This is a genomic window from Tumebacillus avium (assembly GCF_002162355.1).
Classification (GTDB): Bacteria; Bacillota; Bacilli; order Tumebacillales; family Tumebacillaceae; genus Tumebacillus_A; species Tumebacillus_A avium.
The window spans coordinates 2,628,609-2,643,562 of sequence record NZ_CP021434.1 but is presented as its reverse complement, the minus strand read 5'-3'; the positions used below and the strand labels follow the sequence as shown (position 1 = coordinate 2,643,562).

At 51.1% G+C, this 14,954-nt stretch carries 9 protein-coding genes and 2 CRISPR repeat arrays; of the genes, 1 reads left to right on the top strand and 8 read right to left on the bottom strand.

The annotated features are described in order from the left end of the window. Positions 1–106 precede the first annotated feature (106 nt). The 3 genes from cas6 to CBW65_RS25375 form a co-directional block, all read right to left on the bottom strand. Positions 107–1,072 carry a CRISPR system precrRNA processing endoribonuclease RAMP protein Cas6 gene (cas6, locus tag CBW65_RS12600; protein WP_087457137.1) on the bottom strand — a complete coding sequence of 322 codons (966 nt, stop codon included), beginning with the start codon at positions 1,070–1,072 and terminating at the stop codon, positions 107–109. Between the two features lie 102 nt (positions 1,073–1,174). Continuing rightward, positions 1,175–3,211: a CRISPR direct-repeat array (repeat unit 37 nt; unit sequence CTTTCAGTCCCCTTCTGCTCGGGTCTCTCAATGTGAC). Positions 3,212–3,672: 461 nt separating this feature from the next. After that, entirely contained in the window at positions 3,673–3,954 is a 282-nt protein-coding gene (locus CBW65_RS12595) for a histidine phosphatase family protein (protein ID WP_087457136.1), read from the bottom strand. Further along, positions 3,951–4,223, bottom strand: a complete 273-nt coding sequence (locus CBW65_RS25375) for a histidine phosphatase family protein (RefSeq protein WP_408646554.1) — start codon at positions 4,221–4,223, stop codon at positions 3,951–3,953. The genes CBW65_RS12595 and CBW65_RS25375 overlap by 4 nt, the downstream gene beginning before the upstream one ends. 245 nt (positions 4,224–4,468) lie before the next feature. On the opposite strand from CBW65_RS25375, the gene CBW65_RS25370 reads away from it, so the two are divergent. Further along, positions 4,469–4,585: a putative holin-like toxin gene (locus CBW65_RS25370; RefSeq protein WP_408646487.1), complete on the top strand. Its 117-nt coding sequence runs from the start codon at positions 4,469–4,471 to the stop codon at positions 4,583–4,585. A 318-nt stretch (positions 4,586–4,903) separates the two neighbouring features. Then, positions 4,904–7,974: direct repeats of the CRISPR family, unit length 37 nt; unit sequence CTTTCAGTCCCCTTCTACTCGGGTCTCTCAATGTGAC. A gap of 256 nt (positions 7,975–8,230) precedes the next feature. On the opposite strand, the gene CBW65_RS12585 is transcribed toward CBW65_RS25370, so the two are convergent. From CBW65_RS12585 to CBW65_RS12565, 5 genes are all read right to left on the bottom strand, one after another. Further along, the gene (locus CBW65_RS12585) at positions 8,231–9,118 is read right to left on the bottom strand and encodes an alpha/beta hydrolase (protein ID WP_087457134.1); all 888 of its coding nucleotides are present in this window, start codon (positions 9,116–9,118) and stop codon (positions 8,231–8,233) included. Continuing rightward, the gene (locus CBW65_RS12580; RefSeq protein WP_087457133.1) at positions 9,108–9,920 is read right to left on the bottom strand and encodes a MerR family transcriptional regulator; all 813 of its coding nucleotides are present in this window, start codon (positions 9,918–9,920) and stop codon (positions 9,108–9,110) included. Before CBW65_RS12580 ends, CBW65_RS12585 begins: the two co-directional genes overlap by 11 nt. Positions 9,921–10,051: 131 nt before the next feature. Next, positions 10,052–11,311, bottom strand: coding sequence for an MFS transporter (locus CBW65_RS12575; protein ID WP_087457132.1), 1,260 nt, complete (start codon positions 11,309–11,311; stop codon positions 10,052–10,054). A gap of 90 nt (positions 11,312–11,401) precedes the next feature. Continuing rightward, positions 11,402–12,763, bottom strand: a complete 1,362-nt coding sequence (locus tag CBW65_RS12570; RefSeq protein ID WP_087457131.1) for a coproporphyrinogen-III oxidase family protein — start codon at positions 12,761–12,763, stop codon at positions 11,402–11,404. A 497-nt stretch (positions 12,764–13,260) separates the two neighbouring features. Continuing rightward, a complete protein-coding gene (locus CBW65_RS12565) occupies positions 13,261–14,625 on the bottom strand; it encodes a coproporphyrinogen-III oxidase family protein (RefSeq protein ID WP_157721922.1) in 1,365 nt (454 codons plus the stop codon). Positions 14,626–14,954 lie beyond the last annotated feature (329 nt).

Below are 14,954 nucleotides of genomic sequence, written 5' to 3'. Positions count from 1 at the left end.
ACTAATGCTATCATATCTATTTTGTTGTTTAAATAGAGGAAACCTTTTACAGACGAAAAAACCACCAAAAACTTTTTTTGTTTTCGGTGGTTCGTGATCATTTTTGTTATTTGCCCCAAATGAGTCGCATTCTGCCTAAGCCAAAGACTGTTTGTTTGCCGATTCCCAACGCTTCAGCTGCCAGCAACCAAGGAACAAATTCGGAGAGTTCCCCTTCGTACGTTGCCTCTCCCATTATCCCGCCAAAGCTCATTTTTGTATCCTGTCGTGCAGAATACCGTTCCCAATCCACCCAACGAGCTGTTGATTTGACCAGTTGAACCTGTTCCGCCTTCCTGATCAACTCAGGAACATCGAGCGATATTTCTTGGCCACCATGATGGAAATACAAGAGGCTGGTCACTCTTCGCAGAGCATTTCGAATCAGGAGATGAAACTGAGGATCTGCGGTGTAGTTCCCTTGATATTTCATTCTTAAAGGTGTATCGAACGTTACTGTGACTGCGGTCTCCTTGATCTTTTCTGCACGAGACAGTAATTCTTTGCCTGTGAAGATGACTTCACGGTGACGGATCTGTTTCTGTGTGCCTTCATATACGAGGTAGGAAGTTCCGTTAGACAGATCGATTACTTCCACCCGATGCAAGGAGTAAGGTTTGCGTTCTTTCCCAATTCCTTTTTTACCCAGCACCTCGAAGGAATGAATAAAAAATGGGACGTACGAAAAGGCATCGCCGAAGATTAGCAACTCAAAGTCAACCGTCTCATTTGGTTTATAAAATCGCTTCCCATCAAACTCTGTGCAAATGACATACGGCCGAGGAACACTTTCGAACTTCGGAGACACTTTTGAATTCGTAGGTGGCTGGGTTTCAAACACATAGATATAAGGGCACGAATCCTGTATCGAGCACTCAGCACAATTTTTCCCCGGAAAAGCGCACGTTAAGTCCTTAAAAACGTGACCGAATCCGCCCCGGAAAGCAGAAGACTTGAAAGGTGGTAGTTCGAGCCCTTTCTCTCCTGCTGCAAGGGTAAAGCGGTATTTTGATATTTGTAAGTTATCCAACATTTTTTCATATCCTCCAATTTGACATAGAATATGTCCCCTGTACTCTGGTCTCTCAATATGACTCTTTTTTTTCAAAAAAACAAAAATAAATTAGATACAGAACTTTCAGTCCCCTTCTACTCGGGTCTCTCAATGTGACTGCCGCCGCCAGTGGATCAGGCGCAGGTCGAGGAAGACTTTCAGTCCCCTTCTGCTCGGGTCTCTCAATGTGACTCAACGAACCGGCATGGTTTGAGGTAGCAACTTTCACCTTTCAGTCCCCTTCTGCTCGGGTCTCTCAATGTGACAAAAAATTACGATAATGTATGTCCATCCGTCACCCTTTCTTTCAGTCCCCTTCTGCTCGGGTCTCTCAATGTGACGACGAAGCGGATGGAGATGTGCTGTTCATCTCTGAGTTCTTTCAGTCCCCTTCTGCTCGGGTCTCTCAATGTGACTCGATCCGACCACCCTTACAGAATCCAATCGATCCGCTTTCAGTCCCCTTCTGCTCGGGTCTCTCAATGTGACGGGCGGTTTCTCAAGCGGATGGCCTGAAAAAGTTCACTTTCAGTCCCCTTCTGCTCGGGTCTCTCAATGTGACAAAACAATTGGCTGTTTTCTGTTTGCGGCAGTAGTTCTCTTTCAGTCCCCTTCTGCTCGGGTCTCTCAATGTGACAACCGAAGAGACTAAATTGGCCTTGGCCGATTTGCTGCTTTCAGTCCCCTTCTGCTCGGGTCTCTCAATGTGACTGCCGTTGAGAGACAGCAAGGCTATGGTGCTGACGGACTTTCAGTCCCCTTCTGCTCGGGTCTCTCAATGTGACTGTTTTTTCCAGAGGATTTGCAAGGTTTCGATGATGCTTTCAGTCCCCTTCTGCTCGGGTCTCTCAATGTGACGCGATTTGGAGCGGGAGTTGGTAGCGCAGTACCAAACTTTCAGTCCCCTTCTGCTCGGGTCTCTCAATGTGACCCGGAGCTGTTGAAATTCGCGACATAGAGCTCCATTCTTTCAGTCCCCTTCTGCTCGGGTCTCTCAATGTGACAGACGGTGTAACGTTACCTGTTGACCAAGATTTCCAAGCTTTCAGTCCCCTTCTGTTCGGGTCTCTCAATGTGACGACCGTCTGGTGAAACCTCAGTGTTTCCGCCTACTGGTCTTTCAGTCCCCTTCTGCTCGAGTCTCTCAATGTGACTTGCGATTGAAAACCCGGACATTCTGCTCGACTCACACTTTCAGTCCCCTTCTGCTCGGGTCTCTCAATGTGACACTGGCGTGGTGCCTATGAGCGGCGCGGACGGCATTCGCTTTCAGTCCCCTTCTGCTCGGGTCTCTCAATGTGACTCATGCAGTTAGCCACCGGGATGTCCCAAAAAGATCCTTTCAGTCCCCTTCTGCTCGGGTCTCTCAATGTGACTTTATCATTGTAGCCGTGGGTATCCTTATTGGATACCTCTTTCAGTCCCCTTCTGCTCGGGTCTCTCAATGTGACGATAATAATTTATCGTCTCCTGATTTACTGAATAACTCTTTCAGTCCCCTTCTGCTCGGGTCTCTCAATGTGACGATAATAATTTATCGTCTCCTGATTTACTGAATAACTCTTTCAGTCCCCTTCTGCTCGGGTCTCTCAATGTGACGCCCCACAGCTTTCAGGAGTTGGCCGACGGTGTAACACTTTCAGTCCCCTTCTGCTCGGGTCTCTCAATGTGACTTTTGACAGGAGGGCTTTGGGATGAAGCCTACAACCCTTTCAGTCCCCTTCTGCTCGGGTCTCTCAATGTGACGCTAAGACGATCCGGCAGGTCTCTATTTTTGGCCAACCTTTCAGTCCCCTTCTGCTCGGGTCTCTCAATGTGACTAAACCGTTTATTACTAGAAACAAATATGACTTCCGAGACTTTCAGTCCCCTTCTGCTCGGGTCTCTCAATGTGACGATTCAAAATTCGTGCCGAAATCCACCTGTGAAACGACTTTCAGTCCCCTTCTGCTCGGGTCTCTCAATGTGACAACATCTCGGTGATGTTCAACACGCCGTTGGATCGCCACTTTCAGTCCCCTTCTGCTCGGGTCTCTCAATGTGACTTGGTGATTTGCAGTTATAACTGGTCATTATCACTACTTTCAGTCCCCTTCTGCTCGGGTCTCTCAATGTGACCGACCTTGAGGGTCGGCTTTAAACTCAGTCTTCATGCGGGTTTTCATGAATCGAGATGGTTCCCCTGACTACAATTTTTTCGAGGATTGTCTTTTTGCACGAAAATGGCGGGCATCCTCGAAAGGATATCCTGTTGTATCTAGCTTTCCCAGTTTCAGTATACGGTATCCATTTTTGGGTTACAATGAATCATTTGCACAAATTACAACAAAAGACCTCGCATGCTGAGAGCGAGGTTTTCAAAACAAACAAAAGTTATTTTATTCAACTCAAGTCGCTCTTTCGCAAACTCAAGCGTAAGTTCGATGATCTCATACTTCTTCTAATCGTCCGCCACAATATCATGCATCTGCGGGTCGACGCATGGCTTCTTGCACGAAGTTGTCGTGGTCGCGGTTGAGCATTTCTCAGCGTAAAGGTGCCCTTAGGAGGAATGTCAAGGGCAACAGAAAAAGAGTCCTTTACAGAACTCTTTGCTTCCAAATACGCTCGGTGCCCAGATACTGATCTCCCTCGAAGGCGAGCTTGTAAATATCAGGCTTTTCCAGAGTATGGCCAAATGCCAGATCATAGCGGACATCAAAGTTGCCCATGAGGATCGTCATGATATTACCGTGGAACCCGACGGCGATTTTGCGACCCGGATGGTTGTGCAGCAAATCGTGCAAGGCGGCCAGCACGTGGTTGTTCGACTCCCCTTCTGGGAACGCAAAATCGGGCTCGGCGAACACTTTTTTCATCATGCTCGGGAAGTCTTCACGTGGAATACTGCGTGAGCGAGTGGTAAGGTCGCGCGCTCACGCAGGCGCGGGTCGACGATCACCTCGACGCCAAGGTTGTCGGCCGTCTCTTGCACCGTCTGGATCGCGCGGACGTAGGAACTGGACGCGACAACTTCAATTCCCTCCTCGAGGAGGACATCCGTGACACGCTTTGCATCCTTCCAGCCTTGTTCGGAGAGGCCTCGCGTTTCTTCAATCGAAAGATCAAAGTTCGAATGTGCATGCCGCACGAGATAGATGGAAGTAACGATGGGGAACAACTCCTCACGGAACTGGTTTTAATTACCAATCGTTAATTCGATTTTCCCCACTCAACTCCTGCTCATCAATTCACACTTAATAAAATTATTATTCAGGAGTAACGGAGTGCTCGTTCCGATTTTCATTCTCCTGTGATAGAATACAATCAACACAATTGCATAGGCTCCTCAAGGGTGGTCGGCTCATCCCCTGGTGAAAGGGGGTGAGAATCAGTATGACGGATTACCAATGGCTCACTGTGATGATTGGATTTGGCTCACTAATTGCTGCGGTCATATTCGGTGTGCTGTCTGTGGTCATCGCCATACTTAACCTACTAAAAAAGAAGTAGACCTCCCTTGAGCTTCCCGGCCAAGGAGGTCTACTTCTTGCCACTTTTTCGAGCCGATACCCTTTTGGGGTAATCAATTGTGCAAATGACCGTAGGTGTTGGTAGCACCTATGGTCTTTTTTATTTTATGCAAGATCTGTAAGATGATTCTACCATGCTGAAGTCACTCGATTCAAGCATTGTTCATCACATCAGAAACATCATTGTGAAGTTCGAGAGCAACATCATTGTCCTTTTTGAACTTTCAGTCCCCCTATTACTCGGGTCTCTCAATGTGACATCACACTCTCGATCTACATCACCCCAGTCGGTGGCACCTTTTCAGTTCCCTTCTACTTGGGTCTCTCAATGGACGACGATGAGACGCTGATGCGGGCGGCGCAGCAGAGCGCTTTCAGTCCCCTTCTACTCGGGTCTCTCAATGTGACGTAATCGGTTGATCGTCCGTCCCGATAGCATTCTTCCTTTCAGTCCCCTTCTACTCGAGTCTCTCAATGTGACAATCGAAGTATGATTCTATCGCCTTTTTATTTTGCTCTTTCAGTCCCCTTCTACTCGGGTCTCTCAATGTGACATGTGTAGAGATGTTAGGCTGATTGGGCTGAAGTTTCCTTTCAGTCCCCTTCTACTCGGGTCTCTCAATGTGACTACGAACCGGTCGCCCGGATCGCGGAGATCTTCAACCCTTTCAGTCCCCTTCTACTCGGGTCTCTCAATGTGACCGCTGCCGTTTGTCTGGAAAGAGCTCGACCAGTACCTCTTTCAGTCCCCTTCTACTCGGGTCTCTCAATGTGACTCGAATTGCGCAAGTACCGATGCAAATTGGTCATGATCTTTCAGTCCCCTTCTACGCGGGTCTCTCAATGTGACGTCAAAGAGGCGGAGAAGGTGCAGTGCCTGCATCTGGCTTTCAGTCCCCTTCTACTCGGGTCTCTCAATGTGACTTCGCCGGAATGTTAATGGCGGCCGACAGCTATAACGCTTTCAGTCCCCTTCTACTCGGGTCTCTCAATGTGACGTCAGAAACTTGGTACTCAACTGCGGTCGCCGCGGACTTTCAGTCCCCTTCTACTCGGGTCTCTCAATGTGACGCAGGCTACACGCCAAACTACGGACACGCTCCGCGATCTCTTTCAGTCCCCTTCTACTCGGGTCTCTCAATGTGACGAATCAGAGGAAACCAAAGCGCTCCTTGATCAGAACTATTTCAGTCCCCTTCTACTCGGGTCTCTCAATGTGACTTATGTGCTGCTGTTCCGCAACACGGACGGTTCCGACTTTCAGTCCCCTTCTACTCGGGTCTCTCAATGTGACTGTTCCTGCGACTCAATGGTGGAGAGCCGCTCAAGAACTTTCAGTCCCCTTCTACTCGGGTCTCTCAATGTGACTTGGGTCATCGTAAGGAGATCCCTGCAGGTGATCTCAACTTTCAGTCCCCTTCTACTCGGGTCTCTCAATGTGACCTTCTTCTCTTGATTCTGCTTCTTATGCTTTTCAAATCTTTCAGTCCCCTTCTACTCGGGTCTCTCAATGTGACTCGTAACCGATTCCTTAACGGAAATGGCATCGAACTCTTTCAGTCCCCTTCTACTCGGGTCTCTCAATGTGACGACTTTCTTGGCCCGCTTGCTGCGATGGGCCCGATGTCTTTCAGTCCCCTTCTACTCGGGTCTTTCAATGTGACCTCGTAACGGTGAAGTTCCGCCCTACGTGGACGAAACTTTCAGTCCCCTTCTACTCGGGTCTTTCAATGTGACCCGCACAAAGCATATGTTGTAGATCACTACCACCCCGACTTTCAGTCCCCTTCTACTCGGGTCTTTCAATGTGACCCGCACAAAGCATATGTTGTAGATCACTACCACCCCGACTTTCAGTCCCCTTCTACTCGGGTCTTTCAATGTGACGATTTCCGATCGCATCCCGGAGCGTTGGGCTTTTTCCTTTCAGTCCCCTTCTACTCGGGTCTTTCAATGTGACTTCAGCTCTTGCAAGAACAAGCAACGATACCGATCAACTTTCAGTCCCCTTCTACTCGGGTCTTTCAATGTGACGTCCCGGATTGTCCTCGATAAATTCCGTCTTGTGCGCTTTCAGTCCCCTTCTACTCGGGTCTTTCAATGTGACTTCTTCCAAAGCGATTTCACCGAAAACCTTTGCCTTATCTTTCAGTCCCCTTCTACTCGGGTCTTTCAATGTGACTCAAGGAGGGAGTACGTGCCACTTGTGCGGCTCCCAAACTTTCAGTCCCCTTCTACTCGGGTCTTTCAATGTGACCATTATCTGTCCAACTTCGCAGAAGTCCTGAATGCCCTTTCAGTCCCCTTCTACTCGGGTCTTTCAATGTGACAACGATTATGCACCACCTAGAAAACCTTGATATAGCACTTTCAGTCCCCTTCTACTCGGGTCTTTCAATGTGACCAATGAGGTGAAAGGCATGTACTACTTCGGCATCCTTGCTTTCAGTCCCCTTCTACTCGGGTCTTTCAATGTGACGAGGCAACGCGTGCGAGTGGCGGAAGTCTACGCCCAACTTTCAGTCCCCTTCTACTCGGGTCTTTCAATGTGACTGAACAACAATCTCGCCGGTGCTTATGAACAGCTCAACTTTCAGTCCCCTTCTACTCGGGTCTTTCAATGTGACTTCCGATTCCGGAATCAATCGAGAAGGGCCCGAGCACTTTCAGTCCCCTTCTACTCGGGTCTTTCAATGTGACGACTCCGCGTCCGGTACGTACGGCACGAAGACTATCCCTTTCAGTCCCCTTCTACTCGGGTCTTTCAATGTGACGTACATCCGTAGCGACGGCCAAGCCGTTGATCGTCAGCTTTCAGTCCCCTTCTACTCGGGTCTTTCAATGTGACGATACGTTACAAGAAAAAGCCATTCTGGAATAAATAAACTTTCAGTCCCCTTCTACTCGGGTCTTTCAATGTGACGTAAATGCTGACCCAGCGCAAGATTTTTGCAAATGGAACTTTCAGTCCCCTTCTACTCGGGTCTTTCAATGTGACTTATCAAGCATTGCTTGTGATGGTCTCAGAACTGTATCTTTCAGTCCCCTTCTACTCGGGTCTTTCAATGTGACCGAGCGGCGTAGACGACAAGATCTTCGAGGTGGTCGAGCTTTCAGTCCCCTTCTACTCGGGTCTTTCAATGTGACGCAATTGCTCTGTCTGCCCACCACCTCATCGTAATCACTTTCAGTCCCCTTCTACTCGGGTCTTTCAATGTGACTATGGCTAGATTGTAGCGGAATTAATTTCTCATGCACTTTCAGTCCCCTTCTACTCGGGTCTTTCAATGTGACGCCAAACGTTCAGCTTCATGGCGGTGAGCGGCTTCCACCTTTCAGTCCCCTTCTACTCGGGTCTTTCAATGTGACCGACCTTGAAGGTCGGCTTTAACCTCAGTCATCATGCGGTTTTTCATGAATCGAGATGGTTCCTCAGACTGCAATTTTTTCGAGGGTTGTCTTTTTGCACGAAAATGGCGGGCATCCTCGAAAGGATATCCTGTTGCATCTAGTTTTCCCAGTTTCAGTATACGGTATCCATTTTTGGGTTACAATGAATCATTTGCACAAATCACAACAAAAAACCTCGCATGCTGAGAGCGAGGTTTTCAAAACAGAAGTTATTTTATTTCACCCCAAGCCGCTCTTTCGCAAACTCAAAGGTGCGCTCGATGATCTCATGCGTTTTCTCATCATCGGCCAAAATATCAAACACATGCGGGCCGGTCGGGTGGACGTGGAGCTCGAGGTCGAGGTTTTGGCGCAGGGCTTCCTGCACGAAGTTGTCGTGGTCGCGGTTGAGGATTTCGCCGTCGCGGCCGGCTTTGACGAGGAACAGGGGCGGGAGTTTGGTGTTGGGGTCTTTTTCTTTGAGCAGCTTCAAGGGCGAGTACTCCTGATACTGCTCGGGGAGGTCGAGCTGGCCGTAGTAGGCGATGATGCCTTTCACATACGGCTGCGGGTTGGTCAGCGCCATGCGCACGATCGTCTGCGGGCCGCCGGAGCCGCCCCAGAGGACGAGGTTGTCTCGGTCGATGTTCAGCTCTGCGGCATGATCGCGGACGTATTGGATCGCCGTCTCAATGTCGTGCTGGGTGTCCATGATTTTGGTCAGGTTCTCGTTGGAACGGTGGTTGAAGGTGACGGCGACCATGCCGGATTTGGCGGTGGCCTGACCCCAGGAGACGTATTGCGCGAAGTCTTTCGCATCTTTCAGCGCGGCCGGTTCGGCTTGGCCGTGCACGAAGATGACGGCGGGGCGCAGTTCGTCTTTTTTCATTTTGTCCGGGTAGTAGACATCCATCTTCCAGTCCTGTCCGGCGACTTGCTGGTAGGTGATGTCCTTTTTCACTTTCACCTTGTCCATGCCGGGCAGTTCGTATTGGATCGGCATGTTGTTCAGGCCGATTTTTTTCTCCGGCTTGTCAACAGCAGCTTCTTCGCTGCTGCATCCGATGAGCAGCGAGCCCAAGAGCAGGGCGGCAGTCATCATGGTTACGGTTTTACGCATCATCTCGATCTCCCCCAATCAAAGGTTTCGTAAACGGCACCTGAATCTCCCGCTCATACCCGCGCGGGTGGTCCGGCTTGGTGGTGAACACATCAAACGGTTTTTGCGACGGCACGAACCCGTTTTCATAGATCCACATGTACAAGGCGCGGTAGCAGTCGCCGATCGCCATCTCTTCTTCATATAAAAGCGAGGCGACCTGCATCGCGAGGATCGTTTTCTCCCCGCCGCTGGCGACCGGGAACATGATCTCAAGGTCGAAAAACTCCGGGATCGCATCGGTGTTGTGGTACACGTTGATCCGCGTCGCAGCCGGGCGTCCGCGCAGTTTGGCATCCGCTTCCTCGATCAGTTCCTGCTTCTCCTCGTCGGTACGGATGATGCTGTGGGCGCTGACAACTTCCATGGCGGGCAGTTCCTTGATCAAAATCTTTTTCTCCAGCCCTGCCACCTCACCGCCGTCTTCGTGGGCGGCTGTGACCGCTTCGTCGATGCGGGCAAGCAATTCGTTGCGTTTCGCGATCTCATCTTGGATGACCAAGGCATGTTCCCGCAGGATCGCCTCCACCCGCGCCGGATCATGCATCGCCCCGCTCTGCACCAGCTCGCGGATGACTTCCAGCCCCATCCCCAGTTCACGGAAAAAGAGAATCCGGCGCAGGAGCGGCACCTGTTCGCGGCTGTAATAGCGGTACTGATTTTCCTCATCGACCAGCACCGGCGCCAACAGCCCGATGCTGTCATAATGGCGCAGCGTCTTCGCCGATATATGGTTGATCCGGGCAAATTGTCCGACGGTAAACATATGCCTCGACCCCTTTGGCTCTCATTTCGTACCCTCAGCATAAAGGTTGCCCTTAGGGGAAGGTCAAGGGCAAATAAAAAAACGGACCCGGGCCCCCGCCCGAATCCGTTTCCTCAACATATTCTCTCCCCTTACACCGCCTGCTCTTCCGCCACCTGACCGCTCTGCAGCTTCCCTTTCAGCCACAGCATCAGCACGGCTGCCGACACTACGCAGATCGCGGCCAGCATCCAGCCGCCGATGGCGCTGGGGATGAATCCGCCGATCGCCGAGAACAGCGGGAGCGAGATTCCGTAGGCCAGACGGGACATCGACAGCCAGGTCGCCACGACGCGGCCGCGCAGTTCCGGCTTGGAGTAGGTCATCAGCGAGGTCTCCGTGATCACGTTGACCTTGGACTGGAAGATGTTCGCGAGCAGCATCACCGCAAAGAACAAATACCAGTTGTGGATGATAAACATGCAGCCAAGCCCGATCCCGTACAACATATTGGCCGGGAAGTAGATCTTGAAGTACGAGCTGTCATCAAACTTGCGCTTCTTAAAGTACTGCTTCAGCAAAAACGCGCCGATGATATACGCCACCGCCGTCACCGAATACCCGATGCCGACGCCGGCATCTCCTGCCTTCAGCTCATTGAGCACATACAGCGGGAACAGGATGTAGATGAAGCCGAGGCAGAAGTCGCGGAAGAATTGCAGCCAGAACACGCCGACCAGCTGCGGGCATTTTTTCACGAAATCGATGCCCTCTTTCACCTGCTGCAGATAAGGCGGACGCTTGTTCACCGGCTTCTCCAACGGCTGATACTTCATCAGCCCGATAAACACTGCCGACACCACATAGGAGAACGCATCGAAATACAGAATGTTCACCGCCCCGATCCACTGGGCCAAAAAGCCGCCCAAGGCGCTCGCCAGCACCATCGTGGTCGAAGTGAGCAGCGCAAACGACGAGGTCGCCGCGATCAGGTTTTTCTCTTTCAAAATCTCCGGGATCATCGACGTTCTCGCCGGCGCAAACGCAGCCGAAGCAAACGCGCCAAACGCGATGCAGACATAGATCACCCAGATGTTCGCAAGCATCACGCCTGCGATGATCCCAAGCGTCGAGAACACGCGCAGGATGTCCACCCAGATCATCAGGTGCTTTTTGTTCCAGCGGTCGACGAACGGACCCATGACGATGCCGCCGAACAGCACCGGCAGGACGCTGGCGATAAACAGGCCGCCGATCGATGCCGCATTGGGCACAATCGCATAAATGACGGAGATCAGGGCGATCGTTTTAAACCAATCGCCAAACAGCGAGATCATCTGACCGTAATAAAGCAATGTAAAATTGCGGTTTTTAAACGGAGACGGCAATTTCTCCGTTGTTGCTGTGGACATGTCCAGCCCCCCTTATTTCCAAAGCGCATCAGGACAAGCAACAAGCAAAGACCAGCATGAAGCATCTGGCTTCTTCATGCTGGCAAACGCTTATTGAATGACAGTAAGCTCGGTGTCTTCAATGAAATCTTTGTCTTTCTGCAGCACTTCGACGTAGGTGTCGTACGTCTTCTTCTGCTGTTCCGGCAGCAGGTCGATCATGACGTGCATGTACCAGATCTTGCCGAGCTCGGTCAGCTTGAGCAAGCCGTCTTCCTGCACGACCAGACCCATTTTTTCGTGCTTCTCGATCTTCTCCCAGTACTCGGACGGCAGGTTGTGCTGACGCAGGTACTCGAGGCTGACTTTCATGTGTTTCGCGAAGTAGATCAGGCCTTTTTCTTTCGCCTCGTACTCTTGCGCGCGCATGACCGGCAAAGTGCCGTTTTCGACCGCGCGGATGTACTCGTCGGTCTTCACGACGTTCATGTGCGACATGCCACTCAGGTAGGAAGCAGCCGCCTGGCCGCAGCCGATGTACTCGTCTTCGTAACGGCCGTAGATGGTCGCGCCGAATTTGAAGTCTTTGTACTTGGCATCGCCTTTGGCGAAGGTGTAGATGTGCGTCTGCTCGTACCCGTGGTTGAGCAGGTAGGAGTTGACGAATTGGTGCTGCAGCACTTTGTCGTCCGCTTTCGGCGGCTCCGGTACTTTGCCGTCTTTGATCATGTTCAGGAAGCCTTTGGAGGTGACGAGGTACTCCAGCGGATAGACGTCAACGGTGGTGGTGGACAGTTGACGCACGTTCTCCAGGTCCTCATGCAACTGCTCGATCGTCTGGCCAGGCAGTTGGTACAGGAGGTCCATGTTGTACGCTTTGAAGTACTTGTCGGCGAGGTCGCGGGTCTGCTTGATCTCGTCGAGCGATGCGGTCAGGTTAAACAGCTTGCGGTAGTACGGGTTAAACGTCTGCACACCGAAGGAGATCCGGTTGACACCGTTCGCCGCCATCGCTTTCAGCTTGTCTTCGGAAGCGCTCTTCGCTTCGACTTCGAAGCTCCACTCGACTCCATCCTTGAGATTGAAATTCTCGCGGATCGTCGTGCAGAGGTCTTCGATCATCTTCGGAGACAAAACGGAAGGCGTGCCGCCGCCGACATAGACTGCATCAAGCTTCATCTGCTTGACATACGGCGTGCTGGCGATGGCTTTCAACTCTTTCAGCAGCGCATCCACGTAGGGCTGCAGTTTGTCTTGGTAGTTCGTCGAGCGGATGAACGGACAGAACGTGCAGATCGTGTCACAGAACGGAATGTGCACATACAGCGATTTCGTTCCGGGCAGCGGCGTGCGCGTCGAGTTCAAAAATTGACGAACGGTCTCCACCGGTTCTGGCCCATCTTGAATGAACGGGTAGAGATAGTTCCACATGTTAGGCAGCTTTTTGTAGGGCAATGCGTTGTGCTGCGACATCTTTGTAAGTACCCCCTTTTCGTGGTCAGGGGCTGACAGAGGTCGCCCCCTGTCAGCCGGTATGTGAACAAATGTGCCAGGTTATGTTAAGCAGCTACTACGATCCACTCGCGCATGGTTCCGCCCCCTCTCCGAGTACCTGTGGCGCAGCAAAAACCTTGTCGGAGCAATCCACACCAGTAACTACTCAACAACTACAACGGAAATCCACTCCACAACCGGCAGCCATTTTTGCATCATTGGCACCCCCTCTCGCAAGCGTTTTCCTTCCAAACGATACATAAGACCGGACTACTCAGCCGCGATGATGATCCATTGTTTCACGCCGCACACCTCCTCGTCTTGCTTACGGTATATAGATATTTAAGGGTAAAACAAATTATTACACGTGATTTCAATGATTAACTGAAAATCATTTTGTTTTGTCCTTTGAAATGCTTGTTGTAATCGGACATTAAAAAAACCGGACTGTATTCAGTCCGGTTGGTTGAAAGTTTTTAGTTGAAGACGATCAGTTCATCGTCAAACGTGAAGTCCGCCCGTTCGTTCAGTCGGGAGGAGATCGTCTCGTGCAGGTTGCGCGTGCGCTCCGGCAGCATTTCGATCATCATGTTCATGTACCACGGCTGGCCTTCACGGGTCAGCTTGAGCTTGTTGCCTTCACGCACGATCAGCCCTTTTGCTTCAAACTCATCGAGCAGCTGGTAGAAACGCACATCGAGCTCCTGACGATCGATGTCGTCGGTGTCGATCGACATCCGTTTCGGGAAGTAGATCAGGCCTTTCTCTTTCGCGTGGTACTCGTTGACGATGTCGGCAGCCAGCCCATTTGCATCGACGGCGCGGATGTATTCTTCCACCGTATCGAAGTTGCGGTAGACCATGCCGGCCTGGTACGAGAACGCGGAGAGCCCTGCGCCGATGCACTCGTCTTCATAGTGGCCGTACAAGGTTTCGCCAAAGACGAAACGTCTGTGCTCCGCATCTTGGCGGATGAAGGTGTAGATAAACTCTTGGCTGTAGCCATGCTCGACGAGGAAGTTGGTGACCAGTTCCTGCTGCGCCACTTTTTCGTACGCATTCGGCGGTTTCGGCAGGCGCTCGTTTTTGATCGACTGCAGGAAGCCTTTCGAAGTGATCGTGTAATCGAGCGGATAGGCGTCGATCGAGGTCGTGTTCAGTTCGACCGCGTGTTGCAGATCCTGCACGATCTCTTCCATCGTCTGGCCCGGCAACTGGTACAGGAGGTCCATGTTGAAACCTTTGAAGTACTTCCCGGCCAGTTCGCGGGTGCGCTTGATCTCATCGTGCGATGCGGTCAGGTTGAACATCTTGCGGAATTTCGGGTTGAACGTCTGAACGCCAAACGACATCCGGTTCACGCCGACCTCATGCATCGCTTTCAGCTTGTCTTCCGTCGCGCTTTTCGCTTCGACTTCAAACGTCCACTCATAGTCTTCTTTCAGCTTGAAGTTGCTGTGGATCGTCTCGCCGATCAGGTGAATCTGCTGCGGCGAAAGCACCGACGGCGTGCCGCCGCCAACAAAGATCGCGTCGAGCGCAACGCCTTGCATGCGCGGAGTGGCTGCGATCGTCTTGAGTTCTTTGACCAGCGCGTCCACGTACGGCTGCAGCTTATCCGCGTAGTTGGTCGAGCGGACAAACGGGCAGAACGTGCAGATCGTGTCACAGAACGGCACGTGCATGTACAACGTCTTCTTGCCACGGTTGGGTGCTGCCTGCTGCAAAAACTGGTGCACATGTTCAACCGTCAGTTCGCCGCGCGAGAGATACGGGTACAGATAGACCCACATCTTCGGCAGGCTGGAAAACGGCAATTCTTTGGTTCCGTGATTGGACATTTCAGAAACGCCTCCTATGATTCCCATTTTTTGTATATGATAACTCAATGAGTTCTAACGCCGTTAAGGAAAGACGGAGAGAGAACCACAGTTCCCGCTCCGTCAGCAAAAGATCAGTTCTCAGCAATTAAACTGCAACAATGATCCAGTTGCGCTCTTGAACAACGATCCAGTTGCGCTCGTTGATGATCCAAGAGTTTTTCTCCACATTGATGATCCAGGAGTTCTTTTCCATGTTTAACACCTCCACTATTTAGTAAACTATGCCTTGCATATAGTTATTATATTTCTAGTAATTTCCCTTTTCAATAGGTAATAAGTAATTTAAT

Excerpts from the sequence above, each read along its gene's own strand:
- CBW65_RS12565 (WP_157721922.1), bottom strand. The coding sequence starts at position 14,625 with ATGTCCAATCACGGAACCAAAGAATTGCCGTTTTCCAGCCTGCCGAAG.
- CBW65_RS25370 (WP_408646487.1), top strand. The coding sequence starts at position 4,469 with ATGACGGATTACCAATGGCTCACTGTGATGATTGGATTTGGCTCACTA.
- CBW65_RS12570 (WP_087457131.1), bottom strand. The coding sequence starts at position 12,763 with ATGTCGCAGCACAACGCATTGCCCTACAAAAAGCTGCCTAACATGTGG.
- CBW65_RS12585 (WP_087457134.1), bottom strand. The coding sequence starts at position 9,118 with ATGATGCGTAAAACCGTAACCATGATGACTGCCGCCCTGCTCTTGGGC.
- CBW65_RS12575 (WP_087457132.1), bottom strand. The coding sequence starts at position 11,311 with ATGTCCACAGCAACAACGGAGAAATTGCCGTCTCCGTTTAAAAACCGC.
- CBW65_RS12595 (WP_087457136.1), bottom strand. The coding sequence starts at position 3,954 with ATGATGAAAAAAGTGTTCGCCGAGCCCGATTTTGCGTTCCCAGAAGGG.
- CBW65_RS12580 (WP_087457133.1), bottom strand. The coding sequence starts at position 9,920 with ATGTTTACCGTCGGACAATTTGCCCGGATCAACCATATATCGGCGAAG.
- cas6 (WP_087457137.1), bottom strand. The coding sequence starts at position 1,072 with ATGTTGGATAACTTACAAATATCAAAATACCGCTTTACCCTTGCAGCA.